General features: G+C 72.3%; 12 protein-coding genes. 7 read left to right on the forward strand and 5 right to left on the reverse strand.

Going from position 1 to position 13,434, the window contains the following annotated elements; translation table 11 throughout:
* Positions 1-193: 193 nt before the first annotated feature.
* Positions 194-736 (reverse strand): TetR/AcrR family transcriptional regulator, encoded by a 543-nt coding sequence (locus tag OU416_RS29360; RefSeq protein WP_270930287.1) that lies wholly within the window; start codon positions 734-736, stop codon positions 194-196.
* A 91-nt stretch (positions 737-827) separates the two neighbouring features.
* Between OU416_RS29360 and OU416_RS29365 the strand changes: the two genes are divergently transcribed.
* Genes OU416_RS29365 through OU416_RS29375 form a run of 3 tightly spaced genes read left to right on the forward strand, consistent with a single transcriptional unit; the run spans position 828 to position 3,945 of the window.
* Positions 828-2,000 (forward strand): MFS transporter, encoded by a 1,173-nt coding sequence (locus OU416_RS29365; protein ID WP_270930288.1) that lies wholly within the window; start codon positions 828-830, stop codon positions 1,998-2,000.
* A complete protein-coding gene (locus OU416_RS29370) occupies positions 1,997-3,154 on the forward strand; it encodes an MFS transporter (RefSeq protein ID WP_270930289.1) in 1,158 nt (385 codons plus the stop codon). The genes OU416_RS29365 and OU416_RS29370 overlap by 4 nt, the downstream gene beginning before the upstream one ends.
* Before the next feature lie 53 nt (positions 3,155-3,207).
* Positions 3,208-3,945, forward strand: a complete 738-nt coding sequence (locus OU416_RS29375; RefSeq protein ID WP_270930290.1) for a GNAT family N-acetyltransferase — start codon at positions 3,208-3,210, stop codon at positions 3,943-3,945.
* Here OU416_RS29375 and OU416_RS29380 read toward each other — a convergent pair.
* Positions 3,926-5,569, reverse strand: a complete 1,644-nt coding sequence (locus OU416_RS29380; RefSeq protein ID WP_270930291.1) for an FAD-binding oxidoreductase — start codon at positions 5,567-5,569, stop codon at positions 3,926-3,928. The genes OU416_RS29375 and OU416_RS29380 overlap by 20 nt on opposite strands.
* A gap of 16 nt (positions 5,570-5,585) precedes the next feature.
* Here OU416_RS29380 and OU416_RS29385 point away from each other — a divergent pair, with 16 nt between their 5' ends.
* The 4 genes from OU416_RS29385 (at position 5,586) to OU416_RS29400 (ending at position 9,921) form a co-directional block, all read left to right on the forward strand.
* Positions 5,586-6,230, forward strand: a complete 645-nt coding sequence (locus tag OU416_RS29385; protein WP_270930292.1) for a TetR/AcrR family transcriptional regulator — start codon at positions 5,586-5,588, stop codon at positions 6,228-6,230.
* Entirely contained in the window at positions 6,227-7,801 is a 1,575-nt protein-coding gene (locus OU416_RS29390; RefSeq protein WP_270930293.1) for a glycerol-3-phosphate dehydrogenase/oxidase, read from the forward strand. The genes OU416_RS29385 and OU416_RS29390 overlap by 4 nt, the downstream gene beginning before the upstream one ends.
* 105 nt (positions 7,802-7,906) lie before the next feature.
* Positions 7,907-8,749, forward strand: a complete 843-nt coding sequence (locus OU416_RS29395) for an ABC transporter ATP-binding protein (protein ID WP_372907114.1) — start codon at positions 7,907-7,909, stop codon at positions 8,747-8,749.
* Positions 8,746-9,921 carry an ABC transporter permease gene (locus OU416_RS29400; RefSeq protein WP_270930295.1) on the forward strand — a complete coding sequence of 392 codons (1,176 nt, stop codon included), beginning with the start codon at positions 8,746-8,748 and terminating at the stop codon, positions 9,919-9,921. The genes OU416_RS29395 and OU416_RS29400 overlap by 4 nt, the downstream gene beginning before the upstream one ends.
* A gap of 188 nt (positions 9,922-10,109) precedes the next feature.
* Here the strand turns inward: OU416_RS29400 and OU416_RS29405 are convergent, their stop codons facing one another.
* From OU416_RS29405 to OU416_RS29415, 3 genes are all read right to left on the reverse strand, one after another.
* Positions 10,110-11,414 (reverse strand): citrate synthase, encoded by a 1,305-nt coding sequence (locus OU416_RS29405; RefSeq protein WP_270930296.1) that lies wholly within the window; start codon positions 11,412-11,414, stop codon positions 10,110-10,112.
* Between the two features lie 378 nt (positions 11,415-11,792).
* On the reverse strand, positions 11,793-12,725 hold the full coding sequence (locus tag OU416_RS29410; RefSeq protein WP_270930297.1) for a carbohydrate kinase family protein: 933 nt from the start codon (positions 12,723-12,725) through the stop codon (positions 11,793-11,795).
* 61 nt (positions 12,726-12,786) lie between these two features.
* The gene (locus tag OU416_RS29415; RefSeq protein WP_270930298.1) at positions 12,787-13,398 is read right to left on the reverse strand and encodes a TetR/AcrR family transcriptional regulator; all 612 of its coding nucleotides are present in this window, start codon (positions 13,396-13,398) and stop codon (positions 12,787-12,789) included.
* Between the last annotated feature and the right edge of the window lie 36 nt (positions 13,399-13,434).

Here is a 13,434-nt window from a genome sequence, read left to right on the forward strand (position 1 = left end):
GCCCGTTCGACGAGGGTGGGTCCCGGCCAGCGGGCACCGGTCGGCGAATGCGCTCGCCGACTCCGATTTCCGCTGGTCGAAGGCTTCGAGCGGGGATTCTGCGGTACCACCCGGGTCTTGCCGCAAGCCCCGGTGTGCGCTATACCTTGAAGCAGGCGGGGAGAACGCGGTTCCCCGCCTTCGCCATTTCCGGTCAGCCGTCCATGAGGGATTCGGCGATGGCCCTGGCCCGGCGGGCCGGTTCCGCGGTTCGTTCGCGGAGGGCCGTGACGTTGGCGCCGTCGATCAGCAGCATGAACTGCTCCGCGAGTTCGCGGTGGCGGGACTGCCCGGCCGCCACCAGCAGGCCGTCCAGGTAGTCGATGACCCGTTCCTTGTGCTCGGCCGCGACCCGGTGCGCCGCACTGTCCACATCGGCCATCTCGACCATCGTGTTGATCGAGGCGCAGCCGCGGAAGTCCTCGGCCTCGAACCGGTCGGCGAACACGTCGAAGATCGCCAGCGGTCCGCCGCCGCGTGCTTCGACGGCCTCCGCCAACCAGCTCCGCACCTGCTCGTCGTAGCCGCGCAGCATGGTCACCACCAGGTCGTCCTTGCTGGTGAAGTGCCGGTAGAACGAGGCGCGGCCGACCCCGGAGACGGCGACCAGCCGTTCCACGCCGACCGCCCTGATGCCCTCGCTGTAGAAGAGCTGCTCCGCGGCCTCGACGAGGCGTTCCCGGGCTCGTGTGGCCATGCCGCCACGGTATCCCACCTTGCGCAAAAACGGAAACGATCGGTACCGTCCACCAACATGGAAACGATCGGTACCGTTTTTGGGGGTCCCGTTGACCACGACCGCTGAACCCGCCGCCCGCGTCCCGCTCCGGGTGGCGGTGCTGGCGCTGGGCACCTTCGCGGTGGGCACCGACGCCTTCGTCGTCGCCGGGGTGCTGCCCGAGATCGCGGCCGACCTGGACGTCGGGATCGCCCAGGCGGGCCAGCTGGTGACCGTCTTCGCCATCGCCTACGCCGTGCTCTCACCGGTCCTCGCGACGCTCACCGGCACCTGGCCGCGACGCGCGGTCCTGCTCACCGCGCTCGCCGTCTTCGTGCTCGGCAACATCGCCACCGCGCTCGCGCCGAGCTACGCCACCGTGCTCGCGACGCGCGTGCTCGCCGCCGCCGGCGCGTCGATGTTCACCCCGATCGCCGGGGCGGCCGCCGCCTCGCTGGCCCCGGAAACCCAGCGGGCGCGGGCGATTTCGCTGGTCGTCCTGGGGCTGACCGTCTCGACCGCGCTCGGCGTCCCGCTGGGCACGCTGCTCGGGTCGGTCACGAGCTGGCGCGGCACCATGTGGTTCGTCGCCGCGCTCGGCGCCGCCGCCGGGATCGGGGTGGCCGCGCTGCTCCCGGCCATCCCGGCACCGCGGGCGGCGAGCCTGCGCGAACGCCTGGCCCCGCTGCGCGACGGCAAGATCACGATGACCCTGCTGACCACGGTCGCGTTCTTCATCGGCATCTTCATCGTCAACACCTACATCAGCGCGATCGTCGAACCCGCCACCGGCGGCAACAGCGCACTGCTCGCGATGCTGCTGTTCCTCTCCGGCGCCGCGGGCACCGCGGGCAACCTCATCAGCGGCGGGTGGACCGACCGGTTCGGCGCGCACCGGGTGATCGCGGTCGCGATAGCGGTCGCCCTGGTCAACTGCCTGCTGCTGCCCATCACCGCGGAAGCGCTGGTCAGCGCCGTACCTGCGGTGCTGCTCTTCGGGCTGACCGCGTGGAGCGTGACGGTGCCGCAGCAGCACCGGCTGATCGAAGCAGCGCCCTCGTCGACCTCGCTGGTCATCTCCCTCAACGCCTCCGGCGGATACCTGGGCTCCTCGCTGGCCGGGGTGATCGGCGCCGCCGCCCTGGAGCTCTCCCCCGCCTCGCTGCCGCTGGTGGCGGCGGTCTTCATCGTCATCGGCCTGGCCGCGTCGGAACTGGCGCAGCGGATCGGAGCGCACTCATGACGGCTACCACGAGCACCGCCCCGAACCGGTGGGCGGTGCCGGTACTGGGTTTCGGCACCTTCGCCGTGGGCACCTGCGAATTCGTGCTGGCCGGGCTGCTGCCGCAGCTCAGCAGCACCCTGCTCGTGTCGATCGGCACCGCCGGGCAGGTGGTCACCGCGTTCGCGCTCACCTGCGCCCTGCTCGCACCGGCGCTCGCCACCGCCACCGCGAGCTGGCCGCGACGCCGGGTGCTCCTGCTCGCGACGGGCGTCTACCTCCTCGGCAACGTCTCCACCGCGCTCGCCCCGACGTTCCCGCTGGTGATCGCCGCGCAGATCGTCGCCGCCGCGGGTGCGGGCCTGTTCGTGCCGACCGCCGCGGTCACCGCCTCCGCGCTGGTTCCGGCGGAGCAGCGCGGACGCGCGATCGCCGTCGTGACAACGGGTTTCACCGCTGCCACCGCGATGGGCGCACCGCTGGGAACCGCGCTGGGGGCGATCTTCGGGTGGCGGGTGACGATGTGGTTCGTCGCCGGGCTGGCGGTGCTGGGCCTGCTCGGGCTGGTGCGGCTGGTGCCCGCCGAGGTCGCGACACCGGCCGCGGAAGGCCTGCGCGAGCGGCTGGCCCCGCTGGCCGACCGGCGGGTGCTGGTGGTGCTGGCGACCACGCTCGTCGCGTTCACCGCCGTCTACCTGCCCTACACCTACATCGGCGCGGTGTTCGGCCCGGCGACCGGCGGCAGCGGTGTCCGGCTGGCGGTGCTGCTGTTCCTGCTGGGCGTCATCGGCACCGTCGGCAACTACGTCGCCGGGGTGCTGGCCGACCGGTTCGGCAGCAGCCGGGTGGTGGCGTTCGCGCTGGTCTGGCTGGTGGCCGCGCTGCTGGTGCTGCCGCTGACCACGGGCGGTTTCGGCTGGGCGATGGCGGAGATCGCGCTCTACGGCATCGCCGCCTTCGCGATCACCACTCCGCAGCAGCACCGGCTGATCACCCTGTCGCCGGAGTCGGCACCGGTCCTGGTGTCGCTCAACGCCGCGATCCTCTACCTGGCGATCGCGCTGTCCGGCATCGTCGGCGCGGTCGGCATCGCCTGGGCGGGCCCGCAGCTCCTCGGGCCGATCGCGGCCGCTCTCGCGGCCACCGCCCTCCTGCTGTCCACCAGGATCCGGTGATGTCACACCGGAATTCACTTCCGGCGGCACGGGCGGCGGGGGACGATCAGGGCATGCGAGAACTCCGTTCCGCCGCCGAAGTCGGCGAGGTCACCGATGACCTGCTGGTCCGCTGGGCCGCGCAGGCGCTGGTCGCGGGCTACCCGCACGCCCGCGGGGCCGCTTGGCAGCACCGCAGCGCGGTCGTGGTGCACGCCCCGGCGCTCAACCGCGTCGACCGGGTGGTGTTCAGCGGATCGGCCGACGACTGCGTCGAACTGCTCGCCGAGGTGCTGCCGGGGCTGCACGGCGAGAAGCTGCGCCCGCTGGGCCGGACCGCGCTGGCGCACCGGGTGGCCGACCGGCTCGGCCTGGAGGTGCTGGCGACCTTCGGCTGGATGCAGCTGGCCACCGCGCCGCCGACCGCACCGGCGCCGGACGTCGAATGGCTCACCGGTGAGGACGAGCCTGCCGTGGAAAGCCTGCTGCGCACGGCGAATCCGCGCTCGTACCTGTTCCCGGGCGACCCCGGTGCCCGCCGCTGGGCGGGCGTCCGCGGGGCCGACGGGACGCTGCTGTCGGTGGGCGGCGACTGCTGGCCCGCACCGGGAGTGCGCTACCTCTCCGGCGTCGCCACCCACCCCGACCACCGCGGCACCGGGCTCTCCACGGCGGTCTGCACGTTCCTGACCAGGGAGCTCGCCCGCGAGGGCGCCGTGACGCTGATGGCCGATGCGGACAACGAGCCCGCGCTCAAGGTGTACCGCGGGCTCGGCTTCCGCTATCACTCGATCAGCGCGCTGGCCGGATGAGCTTGCCCGGGTTGAGGATTCCGGTCGGGTCCACGGCCTGCTTCGCCGCGGCCAGCACCGATTCGCCGATGTCGCCGATCTCCTCGGCCAGCCACGGCAGGTGGTCGGCGCCGACGGCGTGGTGGTGGCTGATGGTGCCGCGCCCGGCGATGGCGTCCGACGCCGCCTGCTTGGCCTGCTGCCACTGACCGAGCGGATCCTGCGACCTGCGCGGCGCGAGCACCGTGAAGTACAGCGACGCGCCGGTCTCGTAGGCGTGCGAGATGTGGCACATCACGATCGGCTTTTTGCCGCCGGTCCGCAGGCTGCGCACGAGCGCGTTGCGCACCGCCGAGCGCAGCTCGCTGATCCCGGTCCAGTGCGTCGCGGTTTCCAGCGTCTCCACGCACACACCGCGGTCGAGCAGGGCATCGCGCTGGCGCGGGCCGGAGAACCGGTGCGAGCGCCAGGTCTCGCCGACGGCGCGGCCGAGCCGCACCGCTCGCGTGCTCCGCAGCACGCCCAGGGTCGCCTCGCGGCGCCGCGCGAGCTCCGCCCGCGAGCCCGCGTCCCAGCCCAGCACCAGCATGCACGGCTGCCGGATCCCCTTGCTGCGCAGCAGGAACTGCAGGGCCTTGACCTTCAGCGCCCCGGTCAGCTCGAACTGCACCTCGGTCTCGTCCACATCGGACAGCCGGGTCACGTCGGCGAGCACCCGGTTCTGCGCGAGCGCCCGCACCGCGTCGACGCCGCCCTGCCAGCCGTCGACCACGAACGCCTCGTAGCGGCTGTGCACCGGGACCGGCCGCACCCGCACCGCCACCTCGGTGATCACGCCGAGCGCGCCCTCGCTGCCGACCGCCAGCTGGCGCAGGTCGGGGCCCGCCGCCGAGGCCGGTGCGACGCCGAGCCGCCACTCGCCCGCCGGGGTGGCCAGCCGGACCCCGGTGACCATGTCCTCGAAGCGGCCGTAGCCGGAGGACGCCTGCCCGGCGGACCGGGTGGCGGCGAACCCGCCGATGGTGGCCCGCTCGAAGGACTGCGGGAAGTGCCCGAGGGTGAAACCCTGCGCGGCCAGCAGCGATTCGGCCTCCACCGCGCGCATCCCGGCCTGCAGCACGGCGATCCGCGAGCTCGGGTCGAGCGAGACCAGCCGGTCCAGCCGGGCCAGGTCCAGCGACACCACGGCCGCCTTGGACCCGCGCAGCGCGTCGACGCCGCCGACGACAGACGTGCCGCCGCCGAACGGGACCACCGCGATGTCGTGCCGGACGCAGACCTCCAGCGCGGCCTGCACCAGCTCGGGATCGCCCGGGAGCAGCACGGCGTCCGGCACCGCGAGCTCCGCGGCGCTGCGGCGGCGCATCAGGTCGGTGTAGGACATGCCGCCCGCCCGGCCCAGCCGCGCGGTGGCGTCGGTCAGCACGTGCTGCTCTCCGAGCAGCGCCGCGAGCTCCTCTCGGGCCGCCTCCGGCAAGGCGCTGTCCGGAACCTCCAGCAGCGACGCGGGAACGGCCGGCGTGGTGGTCTCGGCGAGCCCGATGCGCTGCCGCAACCAGCGCAGAGCTCGGGGGGACAACGGCGCGGCGGAGCCCCCCGAAGGGGTCCAGGTGCCGCGAAGGGTGTGTTCGATCAGCCCGCTCACCAGTACAGTGTTACACATGACATCGCAATGTCACAGCAGTTTGCCGAGCGGGAGCGCGCGGTCGGCCCCGAACCGGGTCGGCGAGGCCGAGCTGCTGCGCGCGGCCCGCGAGTGCGTGCTCGCCAACGGCGTGCGGCGCACGACGCTGACCGAGATCGCCCGCCGGGCCGGCGTCAGCCGGATGACCCTGTACCGCCGGTTCCCCGACGTCGGCAGCGTGGTCACCGCGCTGATGACCGTGGAGTTCGGCGAGATCCTCGACCTGGCGCGCGCGGCTGAGCGGGCCGGGAACGTCCGGCAGCGGCTCGTCAGCGCCACCGTGCACGGCGTGCGGCTGCTGCAGGCCGCGCCGCTGCTCCAGCGCGTCGTAGAAGCCGACGCCGAACTGCTGCTCCCGTACCTGGTGCAACGCCTGGGCAGCACGCAGCGGGCCGCGGAGGGGTTCCTGCGCGAATACCTCGTCGCAGGCCACGCGGACGGCTCCATCCGCGTCGGCGACCCGGCGGTCCAGGCGCGCTCGCTGCTGCTGCTCGTGCAGTCGTTCGTCGTCACCGCCGGCCCCGCGACCAGCGACATCGATCCCGACGACCTCGCCGCGGAGCTGACCAGGCTCCTCGACGGAGCCCTCCGCCCCTCGCCGACACCTCCGGAGTTGCGATGATCACCACCCCGTTGCCCGCCGGTTCGCTGCGCGCGACCTCGCTGAACGCCGCGCGCCGCGCCACCGAGCTGGCCGAAGTGGCCGAGGCCGAGATCGACCTGCTGGTGGTCGGCGGCGGCGTCACCGGCGCCGGCACCGCCCTCGACGCCGCGGCCCGCGGGCTGTCCGTCGCGATGGTCGAGGCCGAGGACCTCGCCTGGGGAACTTCCCGCTGGTCGAGCAAGCTCGTGCACGGCGGCCTCCGCTACCTGGCGCACGGCGACGTGGCCCTGGCGCACGAGAGCGCCGTCGAGCGCAACGTGCTGATGACCCGCACCGCGCCGCACCTGGTCCGCACGATGCCGCAGCTGATCCCCTTGCACAGCACCGTCTCCCGCCGTTCCGAGCTGGTGCTCACCGCGGGCCTGCACGCGGGAGACGCGCTGCGCCGCGCCGCGCGCACGCCGTCGGACGTGCTCCCGCCGCCGCGCCGCATCCCCAGCGCGGAGGCGCTCGCCCTGGTCCCGGGCCTGCGTGCCGCCGGGCTGCGCGGCGGACTGCTCGGCTACGACGGCCAGTTGATCGATGACGCGCGGCTCGTCGTCGCGCTGGCGCGCACCGCCGCGGGCTTCGGCGCGCGGGTGCTCACGCACGTGCGCGCGCAGAAGCTGGACGGCAACGGCGCCGACGTCGTCGACCAGCGCACCGGCGAAACGCTGCGCATCCGCGCGCGTTCGGTGGTCAACGCGGCCGGGGTCTGGGCCGGGGAGCTCTCGCCGGACGTCAAGCTGCGGCCCTCGCGCGGATCGCACCTGGTCATCGACGCCGATGCCGCGGGCATCGCCGGAACCGCCCTGGTCGCGCCGATCCCCGGCGCCTCCGGCCGGTTCCTCCTGCTGCTGCCGCAGGCCGACGGCCGCGCGCTGCTCGGGCTGACCGACGAGCCGGTCCCCGGCCCCATCCCGTCGGTGCCCGAGGTGCCGGAGTCCGATGTGGACTTCCTGCTGGCGGGCATCCGCGACGTCCTCGGGCAGCCGCTGGGCCGCGAGCACGTGCTCGGCTCCTTCGCCGGGCTGCGACCGCTGCTGGAGCAGACGCGGCGCAAGGAATCCTCGGACCTGTCCCGCAAGCACGCCGTGCTGACCTCGCCGGAGGGCGTGGTGACGGTGGTCGGCGGCAAGCTCACCACCTACCGGAAGATGGCCGCCGAAGCCGTCGACGCCGCGGTGCTCGCCGGCGGCCTGTCCGCCGGGCCGTCCAAGACGGCCGCTGTCGCGCTGGTCGGCGCGGCGCCCCGCCGCCACCTGACCGACGTCGAAGCCCCGGCCCGCCTGATCGCGAAGTACGGCACCGAGGCCGCGCGCATCGCCGCGCTCGCCGATTTCGACCCGGACCTCGCCGAACCCGTCGCGGAGGGCGTGTCGCTCACCGCCGCCGAAGTCCTGTGGGCGGTGCGGCACGAAGGCGCGCTCGACGCCGACGACGTCCTTGACCGGCGCAGCCGCGTCGGTTTGAATCCGGACGAACGCGACATCGCACAGCCCTTCGTCGCCGAACTCGTGAGCCGCGCTCTGGAGGGTGTGCTGAACTGATCGCACTGGGGTTTCAACAGCAGAAGGGGGCGATCGGTGACTGATCGCGTGCTGGAGGTCGACCGGATCTCCAAGCGCTACGGACGTGTCACGGCGCTGCAGGAGATGACGTTCAGCGTCCGCGCCGGTGAGATGTTCGGCTTCGTCGGCAGCAACGGTGCCGGGAAGACCACCACGATGCGGATCGCGCTCGGCGTGCTGGCCGCCGATTCCGGCGAGGTGCGCTGGAACGGCTCCCCGCTGGACCTCACCACGCGCCGCCGCATCGGCTACATGCCCGAAGAGCGCGGCCTGTACCCGAAGATGAAGGTCGCGGAGCAGCTCGCCTACCTCGGCGAACTGCACGGCATGTCGGCCGCCGACGCGCAGGCCGCCGCGACGCGCTGGACCGAGCGGCTGGGGCTCACCGAGCGCCGCGACGAAGAGGTGCAGAAGCTCAGCCTCGGCAACCAGCAGCGGGTGCAGCTGGCCGCAGCGCTGGTGCACGATCCCGAGGTGCTCATCCTCGACGAGCCGTTCTCCGGGCTGGACCCGGTCGCGGTCGACGTGATGAGCGCGGTGCTGCGGGAGAAGTGCGATTCCGGCGTGCCGGTGGTGTTCTCCAGCCACCAGCTCGACCTGGTGCAGCGGCTGTGCGACCGCGTCGGCATCGTCCGCAGTGGACGGATGGTGGCCTCCGGCTCGGTGGCCGAGCTGCGCGACCAGGGGCCGGTGACGCTCGTCGTCGACGCGCCCGACGCGACGCCCGGCTGGGCCGCCGACGTGCCCGGCGCGCAGGTCGTGTCGGTCGACGGCAGCCGCACCACCCTCCAGCTCGACGAGGACGCCGACGACCAGGCGGTGCTGAAGGCCGCGCTGACCACCGGCCCGGTGCGGGAGTTCTCCCGGCACCGGCCGAGCCTCACCGAGCTGTTCCGCAACGTCGTCACCGAGGAGGCCGCCGAATGAGCCCCGTCTGGTTGGTCGCCCGCCGCGAGATCCGCACCCGGGTGCGCACCCGCGGATTCATCATCGGCACGCTCGCCATCATCGCGATCATGGGCGGTTACGCGGCGCTGATGGCCTTCATCGGCAACCAGGCCAGCACCACGAAGATCGGTGTCGCGCCCGAGGCAGCCGCCGTCGCCGAGCCGCTGCGGACAGCGGGCGAGGCCTACGGCCAGACCTTCCGGATCAGCACCGTGCCGGTGCCCGCCGGCGAGCAGCAGGTGCGCGACGGCGACCTGGACGCGCTGATCACCGGCACCCCGGCGGAACCGCGCCTGGTCGTCAAGCGGGCGCCGGACAGCTCGGTCGAGGCCGCGCTGAACGCGATCGTGCAGCAGCAGGCGATGAACGTCGAGCTCGCCCGCTCCGGCGTCGACCCCGTCGCGGTCCGCGCCGCGGCGGACAACGCCCACGTCGCGGTGACCAGCTTGGAGACCGACGACCCGCACCGCGGGGAGCGGATCGCGCTGGCCATCGCCTCCGGGATCGTGCTCTACATGTTCCTGATCATGGGCGGGCAGATGATCGCGCAGGGCGTGGTGGAGGAGAAGTCCAGCCGCGTCGTCGAGCTGCTGCTGTCCACGATCAAACCGACCCAGCTGCTGGCCGGGAAGGTGGTCGGCATCGGACTGACGAACCTGCTCCAGATGGTGGTGATCGCCGGTGCGGCGCTGATCGCGGCGGGCGTCGGCGGCGTGCTCACGCTGCCGTCGGCGGCGCTGACGAGCACGCTGCTGTGGGCGCTGGCCTGGTTCGTGCTCGGCTTCTTCACCTACGCGACGATCCTCGCCGCGGCGTCCTCGCTGGTCTCCCGCCAGGAGGAGCTGCAGAACGTGATCAGCCCGGTGATCATGCTGCTGGTGGTGCCGTTCATCATCGGCGTCTCGGTGCTGCCGGGATCGCCGGACAGCACCCTGGCGGCGGTCCTGTCGCTGGTGCCGGGCTTCTCCCCGACGCTGATGCCGATGCGGATCGCGCTCGGCGCGGCGGCGCCGTGGGAGATCGCGGTGGCGCTGGTCCTGAGCATCGCGGCCTTCGCCCTGCTCCTCCACCTCGGCGGCCGCATCTACTCCAACGCGGTCCTCCGCACGGGCTCGCGCGTCAAGCTCCGCGAAGCCCTCCGCACCACCTGACCAGCTCCGTCACCCGGGCCCTGGTCAATTTCGCACGAAATTGACGTTCACCCGGGTGACAGTCAATTTCGTACGAAATTGACGCACCCCGCCAGGCCAGGACACGGGTCGGCCCCGGGCACCGCTGCGGTGTCCGGGGCCGTTCGTGTGCCGGGTGCCGTGGCAGCCGACTGGATTCAGGTTTCGATTCAGCGCTCGTTGATCGACCGGTAGGAGCGCTCCGCCGCACCGGTGTAGACCTGCCGCGGGCGGCTGATCTTGCGGGCCGGGTCCTCCAGCATCTCCCGCCAGTGCGCGATCCAGCCGGGCAGCCGGCCGAGCGCGAACAGGACGGTGAAGTACTTCGTCGGGAAGCCCATGGCCTTGTAGATCAGGCCGGTGTAGAAGTCGACGTTCGGGTAGAGCTTGCGCTCGATGAAGTAGTCGTCGGCGAGCGCCTTCTCCTCCAGCTTCATCGCGATGTCCAGCAGCGGGTCGTTCGCACCCAGCTTGCTGAGCACCTCGTCGGCGGTCTTCTTGATGATCGCCGCGCGCGGGTCGTAGTTCTTGTAGACCCGGTGCCCGAAGCCCATCAGCCGGACGCCGGGCTCCTTGTTCTTGACCCGGTTGACGAACGAGTCGACGTCGCCACCGTTGGCCTGGATGCCCTCGAGCATCTCCAGCACCGCGCTGTTCGCGCCGCCGTGCAGCGGGCCGAACAGGGCGTTGATGCCCGCCGAGATGCTGGCGAACAGGTTCGTCTCCGCCGAGCCGACCATCCGGACGGTCGAGGTGGAGCAGTTCTGCTCGTGGTCGGCGTGCAGGATGAACAGCAGGTCCAGGGCGCGGGCCAGCGTCGGGTCGACCTCGTAGGGCTCGGCCGGGAAACCGAAGGTCATCCGGAGGAAGTTCTCCACCAGGCCCAGCGAGTTGTCCGGGTACAGGAAGGGCTGGCCGACCGACTTCTTGTAGGCGTAGGCCGCGATGGTGGGCAGCTTGGCCAGCAGCCGGACGGTGGACAGCTCCACCTGGTCCTTGTCGAACGGGTTGAGGCTGTCCTGGTAGAAGGTGGACAGCGCGGAGACCGCGGAGGACAGCACCGGCATCGGGTGCGCGTCGCGCGGGAAGCCGTCGAAGAACTGCTTGAGGTCTTCGTGCAGCAGGGTGTGGCGCTGGATCCGGTCGGCGAAGTCGTCGTACTGCTGCTGGGTGGGCAGCTCGCCGTAGATCAGCAGGTAGCTGACCTCGATGAAGTTCGACTTGGCGGCCAGTTCCTCGATCGGGTAGCCGCGGTAGCGGAGGATACCGGCGTCCCCGTCGATGTAGGTGATGTCGGAAAGGCAGGCGGCCGTGTTGACGAAGCCCGGATCCAACGTCACCAAACCGGTCTGGGCCAACAACTTGCCGAGGTCCACGCCAGGCGCACCCTCGGTCGGCTGCGTCACCTGCATCTCGTGCTCGCCGGCGTCATAGCGCAGCGCGACGGTACGTTTGGCGGTCACGTCGTCGGGCATTCGGGAACCTCTCGCGCTCGTCGGGGTGCGTGCGTTGACGACCGCGGGTGCCCAGCCGAGCAGCAGGGCTGCGCTTCGTCGCCCGCGCGCGGCCCGGGGTGTCCGAACCGCCGCAGCACCACCCCGTTGGGGTCCTGTCAGTAGTCACGCTAGACCGCAGTGGGCCCCCGGCGCAGCAATCGTGTTTCGGCTTTTTGGCAGGTGGGACCACGATCACATCACATCGGGCGGCTTTCACCGGAGATTTTTCGACGCTCCGGAGCCGGGCAGGACGGTCATAGTGACCAATCGGACCATCCGGACGGCCCAACGGGCACTGGACCGACCGGATGGTGGGCGGTTGAGCTCACAGGGTGTCCTCGGGCACGTCCGCCCAGTTCAATCGCCCGTCAGCTCTCCGGCCCACGGCGGTTCGGCACCCGCGCGGGAGACGGTGACGGCGGCCGCCGAAGCGGCAAATCGCAGAGCTCGTTCCCACTGTTCGCGGTCCAGCCGTCGCACGGCCTGCGCCGAGAGCGCGTCGTTGCGGTGCAGCCACGCCAGCAGCGCGCCCTGCACGGTGTCGCCGGCGCCGATGGTGTCGACGACCTCCACCCGCTCCCCCGGCACGGTGACCTCGCCGTCGGCGGTCACCGCGGTGAGCCCGTCCGCGCCGCGGGTCAGCACCACCGCGGCCGGGCCCCGGCGCTGCCAGTCGCGGGCCGCGTCGAGCACGTCCCCGCCGTCGGCGAGCCACTCGGCGTCGTCGTCGGAGACCTTCAGCAGTCCGACCGACGGCAGCCAGGAGCGGAACCGGGCGCGGTAGGCGTCGGGATCGGCGATCAGGTCGGCGCGGATGTTCGGGTCCAGCGCGATGAAGCGGCCGCGCTCGGCCTCGCGGAACAGCACCTTCTCGTACACCGAGGCACCGGGCTCCAGCACCATGCCGAGAGTGCCCAGGCAGAGCGCGGTGGTGCGCTCGGGCAGCTCCTGGTCGGTGACGAACCGGGTCGCGGTGCCCTCGGTGTGGAAGCTGTAGCGCGCCGAACCGTCCTCGCCGAGCCCGACCACGGCCAGCGTCGTCGGCTCCGGCCCGCGCTGCACCAGCCCGGTGTCCACCTCGGAGGCCCGCAACCGGGCGACCAGCTCGTCGCCGAACTGGTCGGTGGACACCCGGGCGTAGAACGCCGCCGGGACGCCGAGCCTGCCCAGCGCGATCGCCACGTTGTACGGCCCGCCGCCCAGCAGCGGGTGCAGCGGCCCGAGCTCGCCCTCGCCCGTTGCCGGGTCCGGGACGAGGTCGACCAGGGCCTCACCGCCGATGACGATCACTTCTCCTCCTCGGTGTTCTGCGGGGCACCCGGTCGGATTCGCGAGCAGGGCGAATGGTGGCTCACGAATCCTCCTCGGTGTTCTGCGGCGCGGCGGCCAGCCCGCCGAGCAGGAACTGCGAGAGCGCGGCGAACGCGGCGGCGTCCGAGAGCCCGGTCCGCTCCCCGATCTCGCCGCGCTGGATGCCCGCGATGGCGTGGCCGACCATCTCGCCGACGAACCCGGCGTGCACCTCCCGGAACACGCCCTGCCGCACGCCCTCGCCGATGAACCCGCGGATGCGGTCGGCGGCGGCGTGCGCGTTGGCCTCGTAGGTGGCTCGCGTGGAGAGGTTGGCGGCCATGTCGGCGATGAACTCCCGCGATGCCGGGCGCAGCGCCTCGGCCGCGGCGTCGAGGTAGACCCGGACCTTCTCGCGCACGTCCTGGACCGCCTCGACCTGCCGCTCGACGCGCTGCGTGGCGCACTTGAAGTAGTGCGCGACCACGCGGACCGCGAGCTGCTCCTTGCTGCCCGCCAGCGTGTACAGCGTCGACTTCGAGCAGTGCAGCCGCGCCACCAGGTCGTCCAGCGTGAAGTGCGCGAATCCTTCCGCCAGGAACAGGTCGCGCAGCTGGTCCAGCAGCTCGGCCCGCCGCGCGTTGGCCGGCCGGCGGCTCGGGGAGGTGGTCATCGCTGGAAGCCTGCCACAGCACTCTCGGGGGTTGAT

The organism is Saccharopolyspora indica, assembly GCF_027853965.1.
GTDB classification, from domain to species: Bacteria; Actinomycetota; Actinomycetes; order Mycobacteriales; family Pseudonocardiaceae; genus Saccharopolyspora; species Saccharopolyspora indica.

Coding starts and splice junctions, on each gene's coding strand:
- OU416_RS29360 (WP_270930287.1), bottom strand. CDS start 736: ATGGCCACACGAGCCCGGGAACGCCTCGTCGAGGCCGCGGAGCAGCTC.
- OU416_RS29370 (WP_270930289.1), top strand. CDS start 1,997: ATGACGGCTACCACGAGCACCGCCCCGAACCGGTGGGCGGTGCCGGTA.
- OU416_RS29375 (WP_270930290.1), top strand. CDS start 3,208: ATGCGAGAACTCCGTTCCGCCGCCGAAGTCGGCGAGGTCACCGATGAC.
- OU416_RS29385 (WP_270930292.1), top strand. CDS start 5,586: ATGACATCGCAATGTCACAGCAGTTTGCCGAGCGGGAGCGCGCGGTCG.
- OU416_RS29390 (WP_270930293.1), top strand. CDS start 6,227: ATGATCACCACCCCGTTGCCCGCCGGTTCGCTGCGCGCGACCTCGCTG.
- OU416_RS29395 (WP_372907114.1), top strand. CDS start 7,907: ATGACGTTCAGCGTCCGCGCCGGTGAGATGTTCGGCTTCGTCGGCAGC.
- OU416_RS29400 (WP_270930295.1), top strand. CDS start 8,746: ATGAGCCCCGTCTGGTTGGTCGCCCGCCGCGAGATCCGCACCCGGGTG.
- OU416_RS29405 (WP_270930296.1), bottom strand. CDS start 11,414: ATGCCCGACGACGTGACCGCCAAACGTACCGTCGCGCTGCGCTATGAC.
- OU416_RS29415 (WP_270930298.1), bottom strand. CDS start 13,398: ATGACCACCTCCCCGAGCCGCCGGCCGGCCAACGCGCGGCGGGCCGAG.